This is a genomic window from Nocardioides sp., from assembly GCF_030019515.1.
In the GTDB taxonomy this organism is placed as follows: Bacteria; Actinomycetota; Actinomycetes; order Propionibacteriales; family Nocardioidaceae; genus Nocardioides.
This window is the reverse complement of sequence record NZ_JASEEQ010000002.1, coordinates 334732-356319: the sequence shown is the minus strand read 5'-3', so window position 1 is coordinate 356319 and position 21588 is coordinate 334732. Positions and strand designations below refer to the sequence as shown.

The following is a 21588-nucleotide window of genomic DNA, read 5'->3' as shown; positions in this document are numbered from 1 at the left end:
TTCACCGTTGACCCGCCCGAAGCAGGCTTCGGGCGGGTCAACGCCTTCTCCGGGCACGCGCACACTGCAGACGACCACCGACGCCGAGGGCCAGGTGACGTCGCGGGTGCGGCGTACCGTCCTGCCCTCCGGGCTGCGGGTGATCAGCGAGCACCAGGCGGGTGTCCGGTCGGCGGCGATCGGCGTCTGGGTGGGGGTCGGCTCGCGTGACGAGAGCCCGTCCCAGCACGGCTGCTCGCACTTCCTCGAGCACCTGCTGTTCAAGGGCACCGAGGAGCGCTCGGCACTGGACATCTCGGTGGCGCTGGACGCGGTGGGCGGCGAGTTCAACGCGTTCACCGCCAAGGAGTACACCTGCTTCCACGCCCGGGTCCTCGACGAGGACCTGCCGCTGGCCGTGGACGTGCTCGGCGACATGATCACCGCCTCGACGCTCACCGCCGAGGACGTCGAGGCCGAACGCGACGTGATCCTCGACGAGATCGCCATGCACGACGACGACCCCGACGACGTGGTGCACAACCTGTTCGCCGAGCAGGCCTGGGGGGACACCCCGCTCGGCCGCCCGATCGCGGGCACCGTCGGTTCGATCCGCTCGCTGACCCGCGACCAGGTGCGCCGCTTCTACCGCCGCCACTACCGGCCCGCGAACATCGTGGTCGCCGCTGCCGGCAACGTCGACCACACCGCACTCGTGCGCCAGGTCCGCGCGGCGTTCGCCCGCAACGGCTGGCTCGACGGCCGCGACACTCCGGTGGAGCCGCGGCACGGCACTCGCAAGCGGGTCCGGCCCGGGCGGCTCGCCACGACCCGGCCGTTCGAGCAGGTCAACGTCGTGCTCGGCATGGAGGGCCTGCGCCGTGACGACGACCGCCGCTTCGCCCTGGGCGTGCTCAACACCGCGCTCGGCGGGGGCACCTCCTCCCGGCTCTTCCAGGAGGTCCGCGAGCGCCGCGGGCTGGCGTACTCCGTGTTCTCCTTCGCCACCCACCACGCCGACTCGGGTCTGGTCGGGGTCTCGGTCGGCTGCCTGCCGAACAAGCTCGACGACGTGCTCACCGTGGTACGCGAGGAGCTCGCGAAGGTCGCCGAGTCCGGCATCAGCGCCGAGGAGCTGGCCCGGGGCAAGGGCCAGCTGCGCGGCGGGCTGGTCCTGGGCCTCGAGGACTCGGCCTCCCGGATGTCCCGGATCGGCAAGGCCGAGCTGGTCCACGACCGGCTGCTCAGCATCGACGAGGTGATCGCCCGCATCGACGGGGTGACGCTCGAGGAGGTTCAGTCGATCGCGGCCGACGTCTTCGCCCGCCCCGAGATCCTCGCGGTCGTCGGCCCGGCGTAGCGGATCGAGGTGGTCCTCGGTCAGGTCGCTCGGCGGCGGGCCGGGCGATACTGGCCCCATGACCGTGACCGGCCAGCCGGCCGACCGGAGGCCCCTCCACGACGAGCTGGAACGCGTCCGCGCCGACCTGCACGACCTGGTCGCGAACGCGACGACCGCCGATCTGCGCCGGCAGACCGACGGCACCCGCTGGACGAACCAGCAGCTGCTCTGGCACATGGTGTTCGGCTATCTCCTCGTGGGCCGCCTGCTGAGGCTGGTTCGTCTGTTCGGGCGGCTGCCCGACCCGTTCGGCCGGGCCTTCGCCGCCATCCTGAACGCGGGCACGCGGCCGTTCCACCAGATCAACTACCTCGGCTCGGTCGGCGGGGCGCTGGTGTTCCACGGACCGCGGCTGACGCGGCGACTCGACCGCACGATCGACCTGCTCCACCGTCGCCTCGACGCCGAGTCGGAAGCGGCGCTGTCCAGGCGGATGCACTTCCCGGTCGACTGGGACCCGTTCTTCCAGGACACGATGACGTTGCAGGACGTCTACCACTACGGCACGCAGCACTACGACTTCCACCGGGTGCAGCTCACCCTCGAGCGACCTGAGTGACCTCGCCCGAGCCACTTCCTCCTCGTCCGACTCGTGGACCCGGTATCACCGGCGGGTCCGGTCACTCCTGGTAGCAACGGCCCAACTCGTGGGGCCGACGTTCCCGGGAGGAGAACCATGAGTCTCACCGAAACCAGCGAGGTCTTCGTCGCCGTCGAGGAGTCGGCGCTCAACGACCTCATCACCGCGGTGTGCACCACCAGGCCACACCTGCTCCACTACGGCTCGCCGGCGTTCGTCCCGGCGTCGAGCACGTCGGCCACCCAGATGGCCCCGATCCCGTTCCCCGGCTCGCCGGGGCTGCAGTGGTCGGTCGAACTGCGCATCCCTCAGCTCGACCTGTTCAAGCAGGACCTCGCGCTCCCGCCCGAGCTGAGCCTCGGCGCCGGACAGTTCAGCCTGTCGACGACGGTCCGACTGTGCGTCGACTGCGCGTCCCGAGGGAAGGACGGGAAGGAGGAGCCCCACCCCGACGACCCGAAGCACGACCCGAACGACCCGAACCACGACCGCGGCGACGAGCCGTGGCGCGACGACCGGGACGACTGGGGCAAGGCGCAGCACCCGATGTGCTGCCGGCTCGACGTCTTCGCGATCGGGCACCTGGTCAGCACCTGGGCAGGCGGCCAGCGCGCGATCGGCTTCGCCGTCGACTCGGTCGAGATCGTCGACATCGAGCCGAACGCGCTGGAGTCGGTGATCGAGTGCCTGCTCACGATGGTGCTGCGCTCGGTGCTCGCCACCCTGTCGCTCCCCGTCACCGCGCTCGAGCTGGGCGCGTTCACCCTGACCCCGACCGTGGGTCCCCTGATCGACGTCAACCGGGTCCTCGCCCGCGGCGACTTCTAGGAGGCAGTCATGTCAGAGATCATTGCCGCCATCGACGAGGGTGCGGCCCAGCAGCTGTTCGACACCGAGGTCGCCGCGCTCGGGCCGCAGGCCACGAGCGGGTCCTCGTCGCTCGGTCCCTTCTCCGTGTCGTACGCCGTGACCGGGACGCTGTCCAACGGGACCGTCGACCTGATCGCGCCCGCCACCATCGAGATCGCCGACCTCAGGCTGGACTGGCACGTCGACCTGAGCTTCCAGCTGGACATCGGGGACTTCATCCCCGACATCCACATCCCGCAGGTGTGCGTCCACATCCCGTGCGTCGGCGACGTGTGCACGCCGAAGATCGACATCGTCTGGCCCACGGTCACGGTGCCGGTGTCGTTCGGCGACTTCCTCAAGACCACCGTCGACCTGGGCGTCGCGCTGAGCCTGGTCGCCGGCGTCTGGAAGGTGGAGGGCATCGTCCAGGGCGTGCCGAGCCTGCAGTTCGGCGCCTCGACGGCCGCCCTCCTGGCCGCCATCGGCCTGGCCGTCGCCGCCGCCGTCGCGTGGGTGCCGCTCATCGGACCGTTCCTGGCCGTCCTGGCCGGCGCCGTCGTCGCGGCCATCGGCATCGCCGGACTCACCGGGCTGCTGGGGCCGATCATCACGCCGTTCGTCTCGGGCACCCGGTTCCCGATCACCGAGATCCCCGCCCTGTTCGAGGTGCTGCCCGCCTCGGGTCCGTTCGACCCCGCCGTGTTCGTCACGGTCGACAGCCTCGGCGCCGAGGTCCAGCACAACCCGCCCGAGGACGAGCTCGTCGTCCTGGCCGACATCCAGCCCTGAGGAGCACTGCCATGACCGAGATCCTGGACAGCCGCGCGCTGCGAAACACCGACTGCTACGGCCAGCGATTCATGAAGCCGGGCAGCTACCCCTACGCCCTCGTCCCCGCCGGCGGAGCCGGCGCGAGCGGGGACTTCCCGTACGTCGTCGAGGTCGTCGAGACCGCCGCGAAGCGGGACCGCGACATGCACCAGACGACCGTCACGGTCCGCTTCCTCAAGGAGCGCCACGGCGACTGCTGCGACGAGCGCACCGCCGATCCGGGCCGGTTCGTGCCGGACCAGGAGCGGGTCACGGTCGAGGTCGGCGACATGGTCGTGTGGAACTCGCCCGACGCCGCCACCAGGCCGTTCGCCGTGGCCGGCCAGAAGGAGTTCCTCGGCAACACCGCCCTGACCAACGAGTGCGGCTACACCCACGTCTTCACGACGCCGGGGGAGCACGAGTACGTCGACGCCAACGGCTCCGGGCTCCGCGGGGTCGTGCGGGTCGCCGATCCCCAGCCGCGCAACACCGAGGAGCTGCGCGCGTGGCAGTCCCGCCTCGGGGACGGGACGCTCGTCATGATCAGCGACGGCCGACCCGAACCGGCCGAGGTCGACATCCTGCTGGGGCAGACGGTGTTCTTCGCCGTCGTCAAGGGGCCCGGTGTGACGATCACCGACGCCGCGCTGGTCCCCGACCGCGCGCAGCCCGTAGGCGCGGCCTAGCCTCACGCACCTGACGCATCTGTCCTCCGCGGGCGCTCCCACGAGCAGTTGCGTCAGGTGCGCCGGGAGGCTCGCTAGCGGTGGGCGACGAACGGGTCCGCACTCATGACCCGGACGCTACGGGCGGCCGCTCCGCCAGCGGCTTCAGGCCGCACGCGGCGGCGAAGCCGTCGGACTCGATGCCGAGCGCCACGTTGCCGCGGGTGGTCATGTTCGCGAACGCGATCACCGAGGTGAGCTCGACGATCGCCGCAGCGCCCAGCTCGGCGTGCAGCCGGTCCACGAGCTCGTCGGTGACGGTCGGCGGCGTCTGGCTCATCGCCTCGGCGTACTCGAGGACATCGCGTTCCAGCGGCGTGAAGACGTCCGCCTCCCGCCACCGCGGGATCTCGCGTGCCTTCGCCACGTCGAGCCCCTTGTTCCGCGCCTCGAAGTAGTTGAAGTCCAGGCACCACGTGCAGCCGACCAGGGACGCGACCGCCATGTGGGCGAACGACTTCAGGCCCTCGTCGCAGGCATCCCACTTCTGCACCTTGCCACCGAGGCCGAAGCTGGCGAACAGCACCTTGGGGTTGTGCCAGTAGAGCCCGACCGCCGTCGGGACCTTGCCCAGCTTCTTCTCGATCATCCTCTTGATCAGAGCCCCCTTGACGCCGGTGATCTCGGCCGGGGGGATGCGGGTCGTGTGCTCCATGGTGGGTGTGGTCATGTCATGGAGACACCGGACGGGCCGCGGATGTGACACCGGGTGGGCCCGACCGCACCTGCCGGGCGAGCCGCCGGCTACCGCACCAGGAGCACGACACCGGCGCAGCCGCAGGCCCACAGCACGCTGGTGAGGGTGCCGATGATGAAGCGCTCGGCGGCACCGGTGCGGACGCCGTCCTCGGCGGCGCGCAGCTCGGGGTAGCGGCCCAGACCCTTGACCGCCAGGACGACGGCGAGCCCCTCGGGCCAGCCGGCCGCGATGGTGGAGAAGATCGCGAGGCGCTCCAGGGCCCCGATCCAGGCGCCGCCGCGCAGTACCCGGCCGGCGGTCTCCAGCGACTCCGGGGCGCTCTCGCGCCGGTCGACGAGATCGAAGACCAGCGCGGTGAGCGGTCCGCCGCCGGCCACCGCGAGCGCGCCGCCGAGGAGCACCAGCACGGTCGTCAGCCCGCGGCCGTCGACCTGGACGTCGGGAGGCGCCGCGGCGACGATCCCGGCGGCCAGCAGCAGGAGCAGGGCCGGCGGGGCCCAGACCCGGCGCGCCGCCGTGGCCCACGCGGCGCTCGCGCAGACCAGGCCGGCGGCCAGCAGCACGAGCGTCAGCGCTCCCCAGTCGTCGGCGCTCACCGCTCCTCCTCCAGCAGGGTCCGGGCGAGGACCGCCGCGAGCTCCTCGGCGCGGCGGGCCTCGACGATGCCCGCGGCCTGCGCGCGCTGGCTGACCGCGGACTGGCTGATGCGCAGGCGGTTGCCGGCCTCGGCGTACGACAGGCCCTGGGCGACGAGGTCGGCGACCTCCCACCCGCGGGCGGTACGCCGGGCGAGTACCGCGGCCCACAGCCACAGCGTGGTCTCGAGCGCGCGCCCGGCCCAGTGGTCGGCGGCGACGCGCACGTGCCAGGGGCTCGTCTTGGCCCCGGAGACGGCCGCGCGGGCCTGGAGGTACGCCGGGCCACGGCCGGCCCGCGCGTGGTCCGGGAGCGGCTCCTCGACCGGGCCGACGCCGATGCCGACGTACCACGCGTCGGCGCGCAGCAGCTCACCGAGCGCGGCGGCGACCGCGTCGGGATCGTCCAGGACGCCCTGGAGCTCGTCGCCCGCGGTCCGCTCGAAGGCCAGCAGCGTCGGCAGCGGCGCGAGGCGCTCGAGCGCGTCCGGGATCAGGTCCTCGGAGTGGCGGCTGCCGCGCTGGTCCACGGTCAACACGATCACGCTCGGCATGAGGCTCCCTCCTGACGTGGACACTACATTAGAGAATAACCTAATGTAAAGATCAGTTCAGGAAATATCCTTAACGACGGCCGATGATGCCGACCACCGGCGGCGCCTTCTGGTCGACGACCGAGACCCGGAAGCCACCGTCGGCGAGCGCGGCCGAGGCCTTCCTGACGATCGTCGGGACCAGCTCGGGGCGGCTCGCCTCGTAGAACAAGAACACCTCGCCGCCCGGGACCACCCGCTCGTGCAGGAGCGCCACCTCGTCGGCGCAGGAGCGCACCCAGAACAGGTTGACGTTGAACGAGAACACCTTGTTCAGCCGCTTGACCGGCACCCGCAGGGTGGCCAGGTCGATCTGCCGCACGGTCAGCCGCCCCGACTCCACGAACCGGGCGCAGCGCCGCTTCGTGCGGTCGACCCCCGACTCGGAGCGGTCGATCGCGAACAGCTTGCCGGTCTCGAGCCGCTCGCAGATCAGCTCCGCGCCGGCACCTGGCCCGCAGCCGATCTCCAGGACGTGGTCGGACGGCTGGACGTCCATGATGTCCACCGCCCACCTGATCCGGGGCGGGATCGTCTGCACTGCCATGGCTCCAGACTGCCAGAAGCCGAGCAGCGCGGGCAGGAGCGGCCCACCCACGAGTAGGTTGTCCGCGTGATGAAGGTAGGTGTGCTGGGCGCGCGCGGCAAGGTCGGCTCCGAGGTGTGCCGTGCGGTCGAGGCCGCCGACGACCTGGAGCTGGTCGCGCAGGTCGATGTCGACGACGACATCGACACGCTGGTGACGTCGGGGGCCCAGGCGGTCGTGGACTTCACGCATCCCGACGTCGTCATGGACAGCCTGGAGTTCTGCATCGACCACGGCATCCACGCCGTGGTCGGCACGACCGGGTTCGACGAGTCCCGTCTCGACCTGCTGCGCCGCTGGCTCGCCGACTCCCCGGCCACCGGGGTCCTGGTCGCGCCCAACTTCTCGATCGGCGCGATCCTGATGATGCGCTTCGCCGCCGTCGCGGCACCGTTCTTCGAGTCGGTCGAGGTCGTCGAGCTGCACCACCCCACGAAGGCCGACGCGCCTTCCGGCACCGCGCGTCGTACGGCGGAGCTGATCGCGGCAGCGCGCCGCGCGGCCGGTGTCGGGCCGGTGCCGGACGCGACCTCCACGGCGCTGGAGGGCGCGCGCGGCGCGGACGTCGACGGGATCCGCGTGCACGGCCTGCGCATCCGCGGCCTGGTCGCCCACCAGGAGGTGATCCTCGGCGGCGTGGGGGAGACCCTGACCATCCGGCACGACTCGCTGGACCGGGCCTCGTTCGCCCCCGGCGTGCTCACCGGGCTGCGGGCGATCGCCGACCACCCCGGGCTCACCGTCGGCCTGGAGCACTTCCTCGACCTGGACTGAGGGTGCGGAAGATCGCCGCTTCTGCACGTTCCTGCATTGCAGGAATCCGCACGTAGCAGGGGCCTCCTGACCCCGTTGTGGCTGGCAGGCTACGTCTCCTTCGCAGCCCCATCCCTCGATGAAGAAGGACCTCACATGCGCAGAATCTCGGGCGTCGCCACCGCGGCGGTTCTCGCTCTCACCGCCGTCGGCATCCAGTCCGGCGGCAGCCAGGCCGCGACCGAGCGGCCGAACGCGATCCAGGCCCTGCTCGCCCACCCCGGCGCGGCGCTGGCCAGCCGGGGCACCGCATTCACGATCACCCACACCGTGACCGACGCCGACGGCAGCACCCACGTCCGCATGGACCGCACCTACCGAGGCCTGCCGGTGCTGGGTGGCGACCTCGTCGTCCACCGGGGCGCCCAGGAGGGCTGGCGTGGTGTGAGCCAGACCCTCGAGGACGAGGTGCACGTCGCGACGACGCCGGTGGTCGGCAAGCCCGCCGCGGCCGACCGCGCGCTTGCGCCGGCCAGGGCGACGCGCGGCATCGCCGGTGCCAGGGCAGCGACCGAGCGGCTGGTCGTGGACGCCACCAGCGGCGCCCCCCGGCTCGCGTGGGAGGTCCTCACCGGAGGCACCCAGAGGGACGGCACGCCGAGCCGGCTCGCGACGTACGTCGACGCCCGGACCGGCGCGGTGATCCGTCGCGAGCAGCAGATCCAGACCGTGGACGGCTCGGGCCAGTCGCTCTACTCCGGGACCGTGCCGCTGCAGCTCACGCTCTCGGGCTCGACGTACCAGCTCAAGGACCCGACCCGGGGCAACACGTACACGACCGACATGGGCAACGCCTCCGACTCGCTGGGCTGCCAGTACTTCGGGTTCAACTGCAAGACCGGCACCCTCTTCACCAGCCCGGACAACCTGTTCGGCAACGGCTCGACCAGCAGCCGTGAGTCGGCCGCCGTCGACGCGCAGTACGGCACGAACATGACGTGGGACTTCTACAAGTCGACCTACGGCCGCAACGGCATCTTCGGCACCGGTGCCGGCTCCTTCAACCGGGTCCACTACGGCAAGAACTACGTCAACGCGTTCTGGGACGGCACCAAGATGACGTACGGCGACGGCGACGGCACCAGCTACGGCCCGCTCGTCTCCCTGGACGTCGCCGGGCACGAGATGTCGCACGGCGTCACCGAGAACACCGCCGGGCTGAACTACTCCGGTGAGTCCGGTGGGCTCAACGAGTCCACGTCCGACATCTTCGGCACGATGGTGGAGTTCTACGCCGCCAACGCCAACGACCCGGGCGACTACCTGATCGGCGAGGAGTTCGACCTCAAGAACCACCTCGGCTTCCGCCGCATGGACAACCCGGCCTCCGACGGCTCCTCATTCAACTGCTGGTCCTCGACGGTCGGCACCGCCGACGTGCACTACTCCTCGGGCGTCGGGAACCACTTCTTCTACCTGCTGGCCGAGGGCTCGGGCGCCAAGACCATCGGCGGCGTCGCCCACAACAGCCCGACCTGCAACGGCTCGACGGTGACCGGCATCGGCCGGGACGCCGCGAGCGCGATCTGGTACCGCGCGCTGACGGTCTACATGACCTCCAGCACGAGCTACTCCGGCGCGCGCACCGCCACGTTGAACGCTGCTCGGGACCTGTACGGCGCCGGGAGCGCCCAGCAGAACGCGGTGGCCGCTGCCTGGAGCGCGGTCAGCGTCAACTGACGGTCCCGGTACCGGTGATCGAGCTTGTCGAGATCCCGGAGAGCGACGCAGGGCGGTGACCGTCGCGGTCACCGCCCTGCTTTCGCTTCCACCGCCACCTGGGCGATCGCTCCGGACGTGGCGGTGCAGCCGGCGGTAGTGCACCGGTCGGACCAGCCGGTCCAGCGGTTCGGTCAGAGCAGGCGGACCAGAGCCGCCGCCAGGGCGGCGCCGAACACCACGACGAGGAACGGCGCCCGCACCAGGAGCAGCACCACCGCCACCACGATCCCGAGGGCGCGAGCATCGATCACGAGCTCGTGCCCTCGGGCCATCACCTGGACCGCGACGAGCGCCGAGAGCAGGGCCACGGGGATCAGGTCGGCGATGCGTTCGACCACCGGGCGCTCGAGGACCCGGGACGGGACCGACAGGCCGGCCAGCTTGAGCAGGTAGCAGCCCGCCGCCGAGACCGCGACGGCCACCCACATCATCGTTCGTCCCTCACGAGCACGCCCGCGACCAGCGCGACGCCCGCCGCGGCGAGGACCGGCACCCCGGCAGGCACCAGCGGCACCACGCCGAGGGCGACGGCCGCGGCGGCCGCGCCGACCAGCTGGTTGCGGCGCGAGTGCAGCCGCGGCCACAGCAGCGCGAGGAACGCCGCGCCGACGGCCGCGTCCAGGCCGTACGTGCGCGGGTCCCCGAGCGCGTTGCCCGCCACGGCCCCGGCGGCGGTCGCCACGTTCCAGAGCACGAAGATCGAGCCGCCGGTCCAGGTGAACGCCAGCCGGGCCGCGGGCGTCGAGGTCCGGGTCACCGCCATCGCCGTCGACTCGTCGATGAGGACGTGGGCGCCGAGGACCCGGCGCCAGCCGCTCCAGGCGAGCAGCGGCGCCATCCGCAGGCCGTAGAGAGTGTTGCGGGTGCCGAGCAGCAGGGCCGTCAGGGCGCCGGAGAGCGGCGCACCGCCGGCGGCGACCACGCCGACGAGGGCGAACTGGCTCGCGCCGGTGAAGACCAGCAGTGACAGCACGCACGTCTGGGCGACGGACAGCCCGGCGGCCACCGACACGGCGCCGAAGCCGACGCCGTACGCCCCGGTCGCGATGCCGACGCCGAGGCTGTCGCGGATGATCGCGGACCGGGTCGGCGGGTCGAGGCCGTCAGCCGGCGCTGGATCGGACGAGGGCGCGGCGCTCACGCCCCGACGGTAGTCGGCGTCGGGTCAGTGCCGGCGCACGCGCACGGGGCGTGGACTGTGGTGGAAGTCGTGCAGGAGCACGTACCCCAGCAGCAACCCGGCCAGCGCGCCCCACGCCGCGCCGGCCGCCGCGGCGGCGGGGGCACTGGCGAAGTGTGCGATCCAGATCCCGGAGCCGACGCCTACCGCGAGGACGGTGACGATGACGAGCATGCGATGCAGTGGCGGGAGTGGACCGAACACGAGTGTCCCCCGATCTGGAGTGGACCTCCATCGTGCACCCGTGGCCCGGGATTTCAAGAGCAACGGGTCAGGAGAGTGCGGTGTGCAGCCGGACCTGCTTGACCAGGGTCGTGCCCTCGCCGTCCAGGTCGAGCTCGCGGTGGGCGCCGTCGGGTGCCCAGCCCGCCTCGGTGAGGAAGGTGCGCAGGGCGTCGTCGGTGCTGACCGCCCAGAGCACGGCCCGGGTGAACCGGTCGGCCTGCATGGTGTCGACGGCGGCCTGCAGTAGCCGGGAGCCGTGGCCGCGGCCCCGCTCGGCCGGGTCGACGGCGAGCTCGCGCAGCTCGGCGTCGGCGATCGGGTCGCAGTCCGGGTCGCTGGCGGGGGTCGTGACGGCCAGGCCGACCACGCGGTTGCGCTCGAGGGCGACCAGCACCCGGTTGCGGGCGTCCTTGGGTGCGCCCAGCGAGGCCCGCCACGCGGCGGCCGCCGGCTCGACCTGGTCCGGCCCCGGGAGCGCCTCGGCCGGGAGGATCCCGGCGTACACCTCGCGCCAGGTGCGCAGCTGCAGCTCGGCGATCGCCGGGGCGTCATCGGCCCAGGCGACGCGCACCGAGACGTCGGCGGTGGGGCCAGGGGTACTCATGCCGCCATCCTGGCAGTCCCGCCGGGCTGTTACATCGGCGCGTACGCCGCACTGTGATCTGTAACACGCGATGGTAGCGTTCCGGTGTGTTCTTCGAGGAGCTGCTGGCCGACGACGGCCGCGTCGAGCCGCGTGACGAGATGCCCGACGCCTACCGGCGCCTGCTGGTGCGCCAGATCGCGCAGCACGCCCACTCCGAGATCATCGGCATGCAGCCGGAGGGCAACTGGATCAGCCGCGCGCCGAGCCTGCGCCGCAAGGCGATCCTGATGGCCAAGGTGCAGGACGAGGCCGGGCACGGGCTCTACCTGTACGCCGCGGCCGAGACGCTCGGTGTCGACCGCGAGGACCTCTTGGACCAGCTGCACACCGGCCGGCAGAAGTACTCCTCGATCTTCAACTACCCGACGCTCACCTGGGCCGACGTCGGCGCCATCGGCTGGCTGGTCGACGGTGCCGCGATCGTCAACCAGGTCCCGCTGTGCCGGTGCTCCTACGGCCCGTACGGCCGGGCGATGGTGCGCGTCTGCAAGGAGGAGTCCTTCCACCAGCGGCAGGGCTTCGAGATCCTCCACACGCTCTCGCACGGGACGCCGGCGCAGCAGGCGATGGCCCAGGACGCGGTCGACCGCTACTGGTGGCCGGCGCTGATGATGTTCGGGCCGCCGGACGCCGACTCGCCCCACTCCGCGCAGTCGATGGCCTGGGGGATCAAGCGCTTCTCCAACGACGAGCTGCGCCAGCGCTTCATCGACATGACCGTCCCGCAGTCCGAGGCGCTCGGGCTGTCCCTGCCCGACCCGGACCTGCGCTGGAACGAGGAGCGCGGCCACTACGACTCCGGCGCGATCGACTTCACCGAGCTGACCGAGGTGGTCTCGGGCCGCGGGCCCTGCAACGCCCAGCGGATGGCCCACCGGGTCAAGGCGCACGAGGACGGCGCCTGGGTCCGCGAGGCAGCGTCGGCGTACGCGGCCAAGCAGGCCGCGCGCGAGGGGGCCGCATGAGGGACTGGCCGCTTTGGGAGGTGTTCGTGCGCTCCCGCCGCGGGCTCTCGCACGTGCACGTCGGCTCCCTGCACGCCCCCGACGCCGAGCTGGCGCTGCGCAACGCGCGCGACGTCTACACCCGGCGTCAGGAGGGTGTGTCGCTCTGGGTGGTGCCGTCGGCCGAGATCGTCGCCTCCGAGCCCGGGCAGAGCGATGCGTTCTTCGACCCTGCGGCCGACAAGATCTACCGGCACCCCACGTTCTACGACATCCCCGAGGGCGTGGAACATCTATGACCACCCCACCGAGTTCCTCTCCTCCTCCGCTTCGCTCCTCCGGCGAACAACTCGTCGGGGACCCCGATCGCCACGTGGCCGGTCTGTTCGAGTACGTCCTCGGCCTCGCCGACGACGCGCTGGTCTCCGCCCAGCGCACCGGCTGGTGGATCAGCCGCGCGCCGCAGCTCGAAGAGGACGTGGCGCTGGCCAACATCGGCCTCGACCAGCTCGGCCAGGCCCGGGCACTGCTCGCCCACGCCGGCGCCGTCGAGGGCGCGGGCCGCACCGAGGACGACCTCGCCTACCTCCGCGACGAGCGCGAGTTCCGGAACGTGTGGCTGGTCGAGCGGCAGCAGCGCGACTTCGGGGTCGCGATGGCGAGGCTGCTGGTGCTCTCCGCCTGGCAGGCCGAGCTGTACGCCGCCCTCGCGCGCAGCACCGACCCCGCGCTGGCCGCGGTGGCCGGGAAGGCCGTCAAGGAGGTGGCCTACCACCTCGACCACGCCGGCCACTGGGTGCTGCGGCTCGGCGACGGGACCGAGGAGTCGCACCGGCGCATGCAGGCGGCCGTGGACGCCGAGTGGCCCTACGTCGAAGAGCTCTTCACCCCGGTCGACCCGACGCTCGTCGCGTCCGGCGTGGCCGTCGACCCGGCGGCCCTGCGGCCCGCCGTCCTGCACGCCGTCGGGTCCGTGGTCCGACGGGCGACCCTCACGGTGCCGGAGGTCGCCCCGGCGCGCGGCGGCGGCCGACAGGGCCTGCACACGGAGGAGCTCGGCTACCTCCTCGCCGAGATGCAGCACCTGCACCGCTCGCACCCGGGGGCGACCTGGTGAGGACGAGACCGGCGCCGAGCACCTTCCTCGACCCGGGGACGGCGTGGAAGATCGCCGCCGACGTCCCGGACCCCGAGCTGCCGGTCGTGACCATCGCCGACCTCGGGATCCTGCGCGACGTCACCGAGGACGACCAGGGCCGCGTGCACGTGCAGATCACCCCGACGTACTCCGGGTGCCCGGCCATGGAGACCATCCGCGCCGACCTGATCGAGGCGCTGACCGCGGCCGGCTACCTGCGCGTGGACGTCGAGTTCGTGCTCGCGCCGGCATGGACGACGGACTGGATGAGCGAGGAGGCGAAGGAGAAGCTCGCCGCCTACGGGATCGCACCCCCCGGCGCCCGCCCCGTCGGCGTGCCCCTCGCGGTGCCGCTCAGCGTGCGCTGCCCCCAGTGCGGGTCGCTGGACACCCGCGAGTCCAGCCGCTTCGGGTCGACCGCCTGCAAGTCGCTGTGGGTGTGCCGCAGCTGCCGTGAGCCGTTCGACCACTTCAAGGCCCTCTGATGGGGCGGATCTGAGTGCCGGCCACCTTCCACTCGCTGCGCGTCGCGGCGATCGACGAGCTGACCGACGACGCGGTCGCGTTGACCTTCGACGTCCCGGCGTCGCTGGTCGAGGCCTTCGCGTTCGAGCCGGGCCAGCACGTCTCGATCCGTGGTGGTGACGACGTACGCCGCTCCTACTCCATCTGCACCCCGCCCTCCTCGGGCGTGCTGCGGATCGGCGTGAAGCGGCTGCCCGGTGGCGCGTTCAGCCAGGGCGTCGTGGGCGGACTTCAGGTCGGCGACCACCTGGCGGTGATGACCCCGGCCGGCCGGTTCACCGCCGCCGTCGACCCCGCCGCGCGGCGTACCCACGTCGCGATCGCGGCGGGCTCCGGCATCACGCCCGTGCTCTCGATCGTCTCGGCGCTGCTCGAGGGCGAGCCGGACTCGTCGGTGCTGCTGGTCTACGCCAATCGCACGCACCGGTCGGTGATGTTCCTCGACGAGGTCCACGACCTCAAGGACCGCTACCCGGCTCGGCTCCAGATCGTGCACGTGCTGTCCCGGGAGCAGCAGGAGGTCGAGCTGTTCTCGGGACGGCTCGACGGCGCCCGGCTGGAGCGGATCCTCGCGGCGCTGGTGCCGGCCGACGACGTGGACGACTGGTACCTCTGCGGGCCCCAGCAGCTCGTGACCGAGCTGCGCGCGACGCTCACGGCCCTGGGGGTCGACCCTGCCGCCGTGCACAGCGAGCTCTTCCACGCCGAGCCCGTGCAGCGCGCCCCCGTCTCGGCCCTCGCCGGCGCGCCCGAGGGCGCGGCGCGGGTGACGGTCCGCCTGGGCGGCCGCTCGGCCGACCTCGACCTGCGTCCCGACGACGTCCCCGTCCTGGTGGCGGCGCTGCGGGTCCGCTCCGACCTGCCGTTCGCCTGCCAGGGCGGCGTGTGCGGCACCTGTCGCGCGCGGCTCGTCGAGGGCACCGTCGCCATGGACGCCAACTACGCGCTCGAGCCGGACGAGATCGAGCGCGGCTACGTGCTCACCTGCCAGGCGCACCCCACCTCCGAGCGCGTGGTCCTCGACTACGACGGGTGATCCGCGTGGGCCGCGCACCTGACGCATCTGTCGTGCTCGCCGTCGGTTGGCGACACGAGCGTCAGGTACGACGTCCCCGCAACGCGGTCGCTCGCACGCGCGTCTACTAGGGTCGAGGCATGCAGACTCGCACCCTCGGCAGCAGCGGACTCAGGATCTCGGAGATCGCCTACGGCAACTGGCTGACGCACGGTTCCCAGGTCGAGGAGGAGGCCGCGACCGCGTGCGTGCGGCAGGCCCTCGAGGAGGGGATCACGACCTTCGACACCGCCGACGTCTACGCCAACACCGCCGCCGAGGCCGTCCTCGGCCGGGCGCTGCGCGGCGAGCGGCGCGAGGGCCTGGAGATCTTCACGAAGGTCTACTGGCCGACCGGACCGGGCGGCCACAACGACCACGGCCTGTCGCGCAAGCACATCATGGAGTCGATCGACGGCTCATTGAGCCGGCTCGGCACCGACTACGTCGACCTGTACCAGGCGCACCGCTATGACGACGAGACCCCGCTCGAGGAGACGATGGAGGCGTTCGCCGACGTCGTGCGCCAGGGCAAGGCGCTCTACATCGGCGTCTCGGAGTGGCGCGCCGAGCAGATCCGGGCCGCGCACGAGCTGGCCCGGGAGCTGAGGATCTCGCTGGTGTCCAGCCAGCCGCAGTACTCCATGCTCTGGCGAGTCATCGAGGCCGAGGTGGTGCCGACCTGCGAGGAGCTCGGCATCGGTCAGATCGTCTGGTCACCGATCGCCCAAGGCGTGCTGACCGGCAAGTACCTCCCCGGCCAGCCGGCACCGGAGGGCTCCCGCGCCACCGACGACAAGGGTGGCGCGAACATGATCGGCCGCTGGCTGCGCGACGACGTCCTCGAGCGGGTCCAGCAGCTCAAGCCGATCGCCGACCAGGCCGGGCTCTCGATGGCCCAGCTCGCGGTCGCCTGGGTGCTCCAGAACGACAACGTCTCGGCCGCCATCATCGGCGCCAGCCGGCCCGAGCAGGTCACCGACAATGTGGCCGCCGCCGGCGTACGCCTCGACGAGGACACCCTGAAGGCGATCGACGCGGTGGTCGACCCGATCGTCGAGCGCGACCCGGAGCAGACCAGGACGCCGCGCCGCCGCGACCTGCTGTGAGGACCCGGCTCAGCGGTAGTGCTCGGGGAGCCGCTGGCCGATCTTGACCTGGGGCTTGGGCAACCGCATGAACTTCATCTGCAGCGCCCGGGTGATCGCGTAGTAGGTCAGCCCCTTGGCCGAGCCGTCCGGGAACCGGCGGGCGAACTCGCGGCGCACGCGGAACCGCAGCACGATCATGTCGAGGACGACCAGCAGCACGGTCACGAGCAGCACGGTGTTGCCGATCGCGGCCAGCTGGCGGTTGCCGGAGTAGCCCAGCACCATCGTCACCAGCAGGAGCGGGATGACCAGCTCGATCAACGAGAAGCGGCTGTCGACGAAGTCGCGGACGAAGCGCCGCTCGGGGCCGCGGTCGCGGGCGGGGTAGTAGCGCTCGTCGCCGGACTTCATGGCCTGGCGCACCGACCGGCTGGACTCGGCGCGGACCGCGCGCTGGGCCGCGGCCTGCTCCTTGCGGGTGCGGGGCGTCTTGGCGCGGGCCCGGGCGGCGGCCTCCGCCTCGCGTCGGGTGGGGGTCGGTCGGCCCTTGCCGCCCACCTTGGTGACGGTGGGCCCGGGGGCGGGGGTCTCGGACTTGGTGCGACGGAACAACGGGTGGCCTAACACGGGTGGGGCGGGGTGGAGCTGGTCAGGCACCAGACTACCGGCGCCGGCGCCGGTCCTTGCCCCGATGCTTGGCATTGAGCCTAGGCTGGGGCACCGGACCGGCGTACGCCGACGACTGACTGGAGAGGGATCCGTCCTCATGGGTATGTGGCAGCGCATCAGCCTGATCTTCCGCTCGAAGGCCAACAAGGCTCTCGACCGTGCCGAGGACCCGCGCGAGACCCTCGACTACAGCTATCAGCGCCAGCTCGAGCTGCTCTCCAAGGTGCGCCGCGGCGTGGCGGACGTCGCGACCAGCCGCAAGCGCGTGGAGCTGCAGGTCAACCAGCTCGACCAGCAGTCCAGCAAGCTCCAGGACCAGGCCCAGAAGGCGATCGCGATGGGCCGCGAGGACCTGGCCCGCGAGGCGTTGACCCGCAAGTCCGGGCTCACCACGCAGATCAACGACCTCAAGGCGCAGCACGCGCAGCTCCAGGGCGAGGAGGAGAAGCTCACCTTGGCCCAGCAGCGGCTGCAGGCGAAGGTCGAGTCCTTCCGCACCCGCAAGGAGACGATCAAGGCGACCTATACCGCCGCGGAGGCCCAGACCCGGATCAACGAGGCGATGTCCGGCATCGGCGACGAGATGGGCGACGTGGGCGCCGCGATCCAGCGCGCCGAGGACAAGACGGCGCAGATGCAGGCGCGGGCCGGCGCGATCGACGAGCTGATCGCCTCCGGCGCCCTCGACGACGTGAGCGCCGTGAGCTCGGGCGACGACATCGCCCGCGAGCTCGACGCGATGAGCTCGCAGGCCGACGTCGAGGCCGAGCTCGCCGCGCTCAAGGCCGGCACGGCCCCGGAGGCGATCGAGCCCGCCGACGCCGGCGGCGCCATCCTCCAGGCGGAGGGCGAGAAGGAGACCACCGAGGGGAACCAGGCCTGATCCCTCTCCGTTGTCCTTGGTGACACCGAGGAGAATGGACCCATGGCACGCACCCGTTTCGTCGGCGACGCCGGGCTGACCGCCCGGATGACGCTGGTGATGTTCCTGCTCGGCGCCCTGTTCGTCGGGCTGATCGCCATCTTGGTGTCGATCTTCTGGACGTCGAGCCCCGGGCTCGCCGTGTTGATCGGCGTCGTCGGCCTCGGGATCGTCTGGTTCCAGTGGTACAAGTCCGACACCGTCGCGATGAAGGCGATGCGGGCCCGTGAGGTCAGCCGCGAGCAGGCCCCCGAGCTGCACGACATGATCGAGCGGCTCTGCGCGCTGGCCGACATGCCCAAGCCCCGCGTCGGCGTCGCCGACACCGACCTGCCCAACGCGTTCGCCACCGGCCGCTCCCCGCAGCGCTCGGTCGTGGTCGTCACCACCGGCATCCTGCGCCGGCTCAGCGCCGAGGAGCTCGAGGGGGTGCTCGCCCACGAGCTCTCCCACGTCGCCCACCGGGACGTCCTCGTGATGACCGCCGCGTCCAGCGCCGGCATCGTCGCGGGCATGCTCACCCGCGGCTCGCAGTACGGCGCCTTCTTCGGCGGCGGCCGCCGGGACAACAACAGCGGCGGCCTGCCGGTCTGGCTGGTCGTGCTCGTGGTCAGCCTGGTGACGTACGCCGTCAGCTTCCTGCTGCTCAAGCTGCTCTCGCGCTACCGCGAGCTATCGGCGGACCGGGCCGGCGCCTACCTCACGATGAAGCCGCAGGCCCTGGCCTCCGCGCTGCAGAAGATCACCGGCGAGATCAACCAGATCCCGCAGCGCGACCTGCGCCAGGCGAGCGCGATGAACGCGTTCTTCTTCGCGCCCGCCATCCAGGGCGTCTCGCTGCGCACCCTCACCTCGACCCACCCGACCCTCGAGCAGCGGCTCGAGCAGCTCGCCAAGATCCAGGCCGAGCTCGGCCGGCCCACCGCGTAGGCCGGCATGGGCTTCTGGAACGTCATCGCCGGCCGCAGCCGGCCCAAGGCCGCCAACCTCGACTCGCTCTTCCTCGTGCCCAGCGCGGCCATCACGCTGCAGACGGCGATCGGACTGACGCCCACCGGCGAGGGCTCGGTCTGCTACCGCGCCGCCGCCGGCGCCGCGTTCCAGCAGACCCAGGACGACGTCGTCGCCCTCCTCGACGCCGACCCGGACGCGCCCGACGTGGCTGTCTCACGCGACGAGTACGGCTTCACCTGGCTGGTCGCCCATCGCGACCCCTCCGACACGGCCGGGCTGTGCACCGACCTGCACGCGGTCAACACGGCGCTCGAGGCGCAGGACTTCGGCAGCGGCCTGTTGTGCTCCCTGGTGCCGTTCGCCGACGTCAGCGGCCGGCGGGTCGGGCTGGTCTACCTCTACAAGCAGGGCACCTTCTACGCGTTCGCGCCGCTGCCCGGGTCCCGCCAGCGCGACAACCTCCTGGAGATCCAGGTGCGCGACACCCTCGCCGCGGAGCTGCCGATGGAGCGCGACCTGGGCCGCTGGCTCGCGGTCTGGGGCGCCCCCGGGCTGTAGCCGCCGCCGGTCGAGCACGGTCGAGGCACGGGCCTGGGTCGCGGCCCGAACGCGGGGCAGTTCGGCCGGGATTGTGACCAGGTACGCCGGCGGCAGGATCGCGGCGCCGCGAGCTGCCCCGGGATCGGTCCGGCGGTTAGGTGACCCGCGGGGGTCAGTCCTTGTGGGACTTGCCCGGCAGGGCGAGCATCCGCTCGAGGGCGAGCTGCGCCCAGGTCGCGGTGTCGGGGTCGACCTCGATCCGGTTGACGACGGTGCCGGCGACCAGGGACTCCAGCGCCCAGACGAGGTGCGGCAGGTCGATCCGGTTCATCGTCGAGCAGTAGCAGACGGTCTTGTCGAGGAACGAGATGTTCTTGTCCGGGTGGGCGGCGGCGAGCCGCTGGACCAGGTTCAGCTCGGTACCGATCGACCAGCTCGAGCCGGACGGGGCGGCCTCGATCGTCTTGATGATGAACTCGGTCGAGCCGACCAGGTCGGCCTTGAGGACCACCTCGTGGGTGCACTCGGGGTGCACCAGGATCTGCACGCCGGGGATCGTGGCCCGCAGCTCGTCGACGACGTCGGGGGAGAACTTGCCGTGGACCGAGCAGTGGCCGCGCCACAGGATGACCTTCGCCGCGCGCAGCTGCTCGGGCGTCAGGCCGCCGCCCGGGCGGAACGGGTCCCACACCACGCAGTCGTCGACGGTCAGGCCCATCTTCAGCACGGCCGTGTTGCGGCCGAGGTGCTGGTCGGGGAGGAAGAAGATCTTCGCGTCGCCCTCGAGACCGCCCTTCTGCTCGAAGGCCCACTCGAGCGCCACCTCGGCGTTGCTCGAGGTGCAGACCAGGCCGCCGTTGCGGCCGCAGAAGGCCTTGATGTCGGCCGAGGAGTTCATGTAGGTGACCGGCACGACCGAGTCGGCAACGCCGGCGGCGCCCAGGGCGTCCCACGCCATCTCGACCTGGGTCAGCCGCGCCATGTCGGCCATCGAGCAGCCGGCGGCGAGGTCGGGCAGGATCACCTGCTGGCTCTCGCCGGTGAGGATGTCCGCCGACTCGGCCATGAAGTGCACGCCGCAGAAGACGATGAACTCGGCGTCGGGGCGGGCCGCGGCCTCGCGGGCCAGCTTGAAGGAGTCGCCGGTGACGTCCGCGAACTGGATGACCTCGTCGCGCTGGTAGTGGTGGCCGAGCACGAACACCCGGTCGCCGAGCGCCGCCTTCGCGGCCCGGGCGCGTTCGACCAGCGCCGGGTCGGACGCCGGGGGCAGGTCGCCGGGACACTCCACGCCACGTTCGCTAGTGAGGTCGGTGCCTCGGCCGAGCGGGAGGAGGGGGAGGTCGGTGGTCGTCATGCTGGGCATCCTATTCTCGCGGCGGCGCGCCTCGGCAGCGGACTCAGAGCAGCGCACCATGGTGAACGTACGGCGCGGGTGGCTTCATCCCGCGCAGCCCGAGGTAGCCCTCCTGGTCCAGGCGCAGCCGGGCGGCCAGGCCGACGTCGAGCACCCACTGGTTCGCACCGGTGACGTGCCCGATCGACGTCTCGGCGGGGCCGTCGGCGAGCACCGTCCACAGGAGCCGGGTCGCAGTCCGGCGGTTGGACGCCGCGAGCAGGGCCAGGCGCCCGCCCTCGTCCAGGTAGGCGTACCCAGAGCCGGTGGAGGTGTCGGAGACCAGCAGCCGCCAGGTCGAGAGCATCAGCTCGTGGTCCGGACCGTGGCCGGCGCCGCGCAGACCCCGGTCGAGGGAGTCCATCAGGTCGATGTCGGAGGCCGAGCCCTCCCGCACCTTGGCGACCGCCGGGATCGTGGTGCGGTCGACGGCGCCGGTGAGGAACAGCTGCGGGTGCAGCTCGAAGCCCGCCTGGTGGTAGATCCGCACGGCGCGGGGGTCCGCGGACGCCGACAGCATGCCGCGCACGCAGCCGCTGCCGTGCGCGAGGGCCGCGGCGAGCAGCGGCTTGCCGATGCCCTGTCCCTGCCGGCCCGGCAGTACGGCGTACGTCGCCAGGCCCCACAGCGACTCGCGCCGGAAGGAGGTCGCGATCCCGACCACGCCGGTCCCGTCCTCGGCCACCCAGCAGCCGCGCGGGTCGGTGCCGACGAGGTGCCGCGTGCGCGCCATCCAGGCCTCGCGGTGCGGGTCGGTCCGTCGTTGCGGCTCCGGCCAGCTCCCGCGGCGGGTGCGCATGTCGAGCTCGTAGAACCCCTCGTCGCTGACCCGCTCGGCGTCCGCGACGTCGGCGGGGGTCATCGGCCGGATCCTGAGGTCGCCCACGGGCGCACCCTAGTGCGG

27 protein-coding genes are annotated in these 21588 nt (G+C 72.0%); 16 read left to right on the top strand and 11 right to left on the bottom strand.

The features are described 5' to 3' along the window. Positions 1–7 precede the first annotated feature (7 nt). From QMC84_RS04140 to QMC84_RS04120, 5 genes are all read left to right on the top strand, one after another. Positions 8–1339, top strand: coding sequence for a pitrilysin family protein (locus tag QMC84_RS04140; RefSeq protein WP_300372063.1), 1332 nt, complete (start codon positions 8–10; stop codon positions 1337–1339). A 58-nt stretch (positions 1340–1397) separates the two neighbouring features. Next, positions 1398–1940, top strand: a complete 543-nt coding sequence (locus QMC84_RS04135; protein WP_300372061.1) for a DinB family protein — start codon at positions 1398–1400, stop codon at positions 1938–1940. 117 nt (positions 1941–2057) lie between these two features. Beyond that, positions 2058–2789 (top strand): hypothetical protein, encoded by a 732-nt coding sequence (locus QMC84_RS04130; RefSeq protein WP_300372059.1) that lies wholly within the window; start codon positions 2058–2060, stop codon positions 2787–2789. A 9-nt stretch (positions 2790–2798) separates the two neighbouring features. Beyond that, complete coding sequence (locus tag QMC84_RS04125) at positions 2799–3602, top strand: hypothetical protein (RefSeq protein ID WP_300372057.1); 804 nt, start codon at positions 2799–2801, stop codon at positions 3600–3602. Between the two features lie 11 nt (positions 3603–3613). Continuing rightward, entirely contained in the window at positions 3614–4312 is a 699-nt protein-coding gene (locus QMC84_RS04120; protein ID WP_300372055.1) for a hypothetical protein, read from the top strand. A 103-nt stretch (positions 4313–4415) separates the two neighbouring features. Here the strand turns inward: QMC84_RS04120 and QMC84_RS04115 are convergent, their stop codons facing one another. From QMC84_RS04115 to QMC84_RS04100, 4 genes are all read right to left on the bottom strand, one after another. Further along, positions 4416–5021 (bottom strand): carboxymuconolactone decarboxylase family protein, encoded by a 606-nt coding sequence (locus QMC84_RS04115; protein ID WP_300372053.1) that lies wholly within the window; start codon positions 5019–5021, stop codon positions 4416–4418. 74 nt (positions 5022–5095) lie between these two features. Next, positions 5096–5647 (bottom strand): hypothetical protein, encoded by a 552-nt coding sequence (locus QMC84_RS04110; protein WP_300372051.1) that lies wholly within the window; start codon positions 5645–5647, stop codon positions 5096–5098. Then, the gene (locus QMC84_RS04105; protein ID WP_300372049.1) at positions 5644–6240 is read right to left on the bottom strand and encodes a transposase; all 597 of its coding nucleotides are present in this window, start codon (positions 6238–6240) and stop codon (positions 5644–5646) included. Before QMC84_RS04105 ends, QMC84_RS04110 begins: the two co-directional genes overlap by 4 nt. Before the next feature lie 70 nt (positions 6241–6310). Further along, positions 6311–6826, bottom strand: a complete 516-nt coding sequence (locus QMC84_RS04100; protein ID WP_300372047.1) for a class I SAM-dependent methyltransferase — start codon at positions 6824–6826, stop codon at positions 6311–6313. A gap of 66 nt (positions 6827–6892) precedes the next feature. On the opposite strand from QMC84_RS04100, the gene dapB reads away from it, so the two are divergent. Together dapB and QMC84_RS04090 are read left to right on the top strand one after the other, a co-directional pair. After that, positions 6893–7639, top strand: a complete 747-nt coding sequence (gene dapB, locus QMC84_RS04095) for a 4-hydroxy-tetrahydrodipicolinate reductase (RefSeq protein WP_300372045.1) — start codon at positions 6893–6895, stop codon at positions 7637–7639. Between the two features lie 135 nt (positions 7640–7774). Then, a complete protein-coding gene (locus QMC84_RS04090; RefSeq protein ID WP_300372043.1) occupies positions 7775–9358 on the top strand; it encodes a M4 family metallopeptidase in 1584 nt (527 codons plus the stop codon). Positions 9359–9531: 173 nt separating this feature from the next. Here the strand turns inward: QMC84_RS04090 and QMC84_RS04085 are convergent, their stop codons facing one another. From QMC84_RS04085 to QMC84_RS04070, 4 genes are all read right to left on the bottom strand, one after another. After that, the gene (locus tag QMC84_RS04085) at positions 9532–9831 is read right to left on the bottom strand and encodes an AzlD domain-containing protein (RefSeq protein WP_300372041.1); all 300 of its coding nucleotides are present in this window, start codon (positions 9829–9831) and stop codon (positions 9532–9534) included. Then, positions 9828–10541: an AzlC family ABC transporter permease gene (locus tag QMC84_RS04080; RefSeq protein WP_300372039.1), complete on the bottom strand. Its 714-nt coding sequence runs from the start codon at positions 10539–10541 to the stop codon at positions 9828–9830. The genes QMC84_RS04085 and QMC84_RS04080 overlap by 4 nt, the downstream gene beginning before the upstream one ends. Before the next feature lie 24 nt (positions 10542–10565). Next, positions 10566–10754, bottom strand: coding sequence for a hypothetical protein (locus tag QMC84_RS04075; RefSeq protein ID WP_300372037.1), 189 nt, complete (start codon positions 10752–10754; stop codon positions 10566–10568). A 97-nt stretch (positions 10755–10851) separates the two neighbouring features. Continuing rightward, positions 10852–11409, bottom strand: coding sequence for a GNAT family N-acetyltransferase (locus tag QMC84_RS04070; protein WP_300372035.1), 558 nt, complete (start codon positions 11407–11409; stop codon positions 10852–10854). An 86-nt stretch (positions 11410–11495) separates the two neighbouring features. On the opposite strand from QMC84_RS04070, the gene paaA reads away from it, so the two are divergent. The 6 genes from paaA to QMC84_RS04040 all read left to right on the top strand — a co-directional run bounded on the left by paaA (position 11496) and on the right by QMC84_RS04040 (position 16221). Next, a complete protein-coding gene (paaA, locus tag QMC84_RS04065; protein ID WP_300372033.1) occupies positions 11496–12416 on the top strand; it encodes a 1,2-phenylacetyl-CoA epoxidase subunit PaaA in 921 nt (306 codons plus the stop codon). Further along, complete coding sequence (gene paaB / locus QMC84_RS04060; protein ID WP_300372031.1) at positions 12413–12694, top strand: 1,2-phenylacetyl-CoA epoxidase subunit PaaB; 282 nt, start codon at positions 12413–12415, stop codon at positions 12692–12694. The genes paaA and paaB overlap by 4 nt, the downstream gene beginning before the upstream one ends. 74 nt (positions 12695–12768) lie before the next feature. Next, positions 12769–13512: a 1,2-phenylacetyl-CoA epoxidase subunit PaaC gene (gene paaC / locus QMC84_RS04055; RefSeq protein ID WP_300372029.1), complete on the top strand. Its 744-nt coding sequence runs from the start codon at positions 12769–12771 to the stop codon at positions 13510–13512. Beyond that, the gene (gene paaD, locus QMC84_RS04050) at positions 13509–14018 is read left to right on the top strand and encodes a 1,2-phenylacetyl-CoA epoxidase subunit PaaD (protein ID WP_300372027.1); all 510 of its coding nucleotides are present in this window, start codon (positions 13509–13511) and stop codon (positions 14016–14018) included. The genes paaC and paaD overlap by 4 nt, the downstream gene beginning before the upstream one ends. A gap of 14 nt (positions 14019–14032) precedes the next feature. Continuing rightward, positions 14033–15094 (top strand): 1,2-phenylacetyl-CoA epoxidase subunit PaaE, encoded by a 1062-nt coding sequence (paaE, locus tag QMC84_RS04045; RefSeq protein ID WP_300372025.1) that lies wholly within the window; start codon positions 14033–14035, stop codon positions 15092–15094. Positions 15095–15213: 119 nt separating this feature from the next. Next, positions 15214–16221, top strand: a complete 1008-nt coding sequence (locus QMC84_RS04040; RefSeq protein ID WP_300372023.1) for an aldo/keto reductase family protein — start codon at positions 15214–15216, stop codon at positions 16219–16221. Between the two features lie 9 nt (positions 16222–16230). Here the strand turns inward: QMC84_RS04040 and QMC84_RS04035 are convergent, their stop codons facing one another. Further along, complete coding sequence (locus QMC84_RS04035; protein ID WP_300372020.1) at positions 16231–16815, bottom strand: DUF3043 domain-containing protein; 585 nt, start codon at positions 16813–16815, stop codon at positions 16231–16233. A gap of 154 nt (positions 16816–16969) precedes the next feature. On the opposite strand from QMC84_RS04035, the gene QMC84_RS04030 reads away from it, so the two are divergent. The 3 genes from QMC84_RS04030 to QMC84_RS04020 are packed head-to-tail and all read left to right on the top strand — an operon-like array spanning position 16970 to position 19306. Next, the gene (locus QMC84_RS04030) at positions 16970–17755 is read left to right on the top strand and encodes a PspA/IM30 family protein (RefSeq protein ID WP_300372018.1); all 786 of its coding nucleotides are present in this window, start codon (positions 16970–16972) and stop codon (positions 17753–17755) included. 42 nt (positions 17756–17797) lie between these two features. Beyond that, positions 17798–18724 carry a zinc metalloprotease HtpX gene (gene htpX / locus QMC84_RS04025; RefSeq protein ID WP_300372016.1) on the top strand — a complete coding sequence of 309 codons (927 nt, stop codon included), beginning with the start codon at positions 17798–17800 and terminating at the stop codon, positions 18722–18724. 6 nt (positions 18725–18730) lie between these two features. After that, positions 18731–19306, top strand: coding sequence for a hypothetical protein (locus QMC84_RS04020; RefSeq protein WP_300372014.1), 576 nt, complete (start codon positions 18731–18733; stop codon positions 19304–19306). Positions 19307–19460: 154 nt separating this feature from the next. Here QMC84_RS04020 and nadA read toward each other — a convergent pair whose 3' ends face one another. Together nadA and QMC84_RS04010 are read right to left on the bottom strand one after the other, a co-directional pair. After that, a complete protein-coding gene (gene nadA, locus QMC84_RS04015) occupies positions 19461–20645 on the bottom strand; it encodes a quinolinate synthase NadA (protein WP_300372012.1) in 1185 nt (394 codons plus the stop codon). A gap of 43 nt (positions 20646–20688) precedes the next feature. Beyond that, positions 20689–21570 carry a GNAT family N-acetyltransferase gene (locus tag QMC84_RS04010; RefSeq protein WP_300372010.1) on the bottom strand — a complete coding sequence of 294 codons (882 nt, stop codon included), beginning with the start codon at positions 21568–21570 and terminating at the stop codon, positions 20689–20691. Between the last annotated feature and the right edge of the window lie 18 nt (positions 21571–21588).

What these genes read in the sequence shown, in the direction of transcription:
- QMC84_RS04100 (WP_300372047.1), bottom strand. Translation starts at nt 6,826, where the DNA reads ATGGCAGTGCAGACGATCCCGCCCCGGATCAGGTGGGCGGTGGACATC.
- nadA (WP_300372012.1), bottom strand. Translation starts at nt 20,645, where the DNA reads ATGACGACCACCGACCTCCCCCTCCTCCCGCTCGGCCGAGGCACCGAC.
- QMC84_RS04075 (WP_300372037.1), bottom strand. Translation starts at nt 10,754, where the DNA reads ATGCTCGTCATCGTCACCGTCCTCGCGGTAGGCGTCGGCTCCGGGATC.
- QMC84_RS04115 (WP_300372053.1), bottom strand. Translation starts at nt 5,021, where the DNA reads ATGACCACACCCACCATGGAGCACACGACCCGCATCCCCCCGGCCGAG.
- QMC84_RS04105 (WP_300372049.1), bottom strand. Translation starts at nt 6,240, where the DNA reads ATGCCGAGCGTGATCGTGTTGACCGTGGACCAGCGCGGCAGCCGCCAC.
- paaB (WP_300372031.1), top strand. Translation starts at nt 12,413, where the DNA reads ATGAGGGACTGGCCGCTTTGGGAGGTGTTCGTGCGCTCCCGCCGCGGG.
- QMC84_RS04020 (WP_300372014.1), top strand. Translation starts at nt 18,731, where the DNA reads ATGGGCTTCTGGAACGTCATCGCCGGCCGCAGCCGGCCCAAGGCCGCC.
- QMC84_RS04070 (WP_300372035.1), bottom strand. Translation starts at nt 11,409, where the DNA reads ATGAGTACCCCTGGCCCCACCGCCGACGTCTCGGTGCGCGTCGCCTGG.
- QMC84_RS04125 (WP_300372057.1), top strand. Translation starts at nt 2,799, where the DNA reads ATGTCAGAGATCATTGCCGCCATCGACGAGGGTGCGGCCCAGCAGCTG.
- QMC84_RS04090 (WP_300372043.1), top strand. Translation starts at nt 7,775, where the DNA reads ATGCGCAGAATCTCGGGCGTCGCCACCGCGGCGGTTCTCGCTCTCACC.
- QMC84_RS04135 (WP_300372061.1), top strand. Translation starts at nt 1,398, where the DNA reads ATGACCGTGACCGGCCAGCCGGCCGACCGGAGGCCCCTCCACGACGAG.
- QMC84_RS04040 (WP_300372023.1), top strand. Translation starts at nt 15,214, where the DNA reads ATGCAGACTCGCACCCTCGGCAGCAGCGGACTCAGGATCTCGGAGATC.
- QMC84_RS04085 (WP_300372041.1), bottom strand. Translation starts at nt 9,831, where the DNA reads ATGATGTGGGTGGCCGTCGCGGTCTCGGCGGCGGGCTGCTACCTGCTC.
- QMC84_RS04030 (WP_300372018.1), top strand. Translation starts at nt 16,970, where the DNA reads ATGGGTATGTGGCAGCGCATCAGCCTGATCTTCCGCTCGAAGGCCAAC.
- QMC84_RS04130 (WP_300372059.1), top strand. Translation starts at nt 2,058, where the DNA reads ATGAGTCTCACCGAAACCAGCGAGGTCTTCGTCGCCGTCGAGGAGTCG.
- QMC84_RS04120 (WP_300372055.1), top strand. Translation starts at nt 3,614, where the DNA reads ATGACCGAGATCCTGGACAGCCGCGCGCTGCGAAACACCGACTGCTAC.
- htpX (WP_300372016.1), top strand. Translation starts at nt 17,798, where the DNA reads ATGGCACGCACCCGTTTCGTCGGCGACGCCGGGCTGACCGCCCGGATG.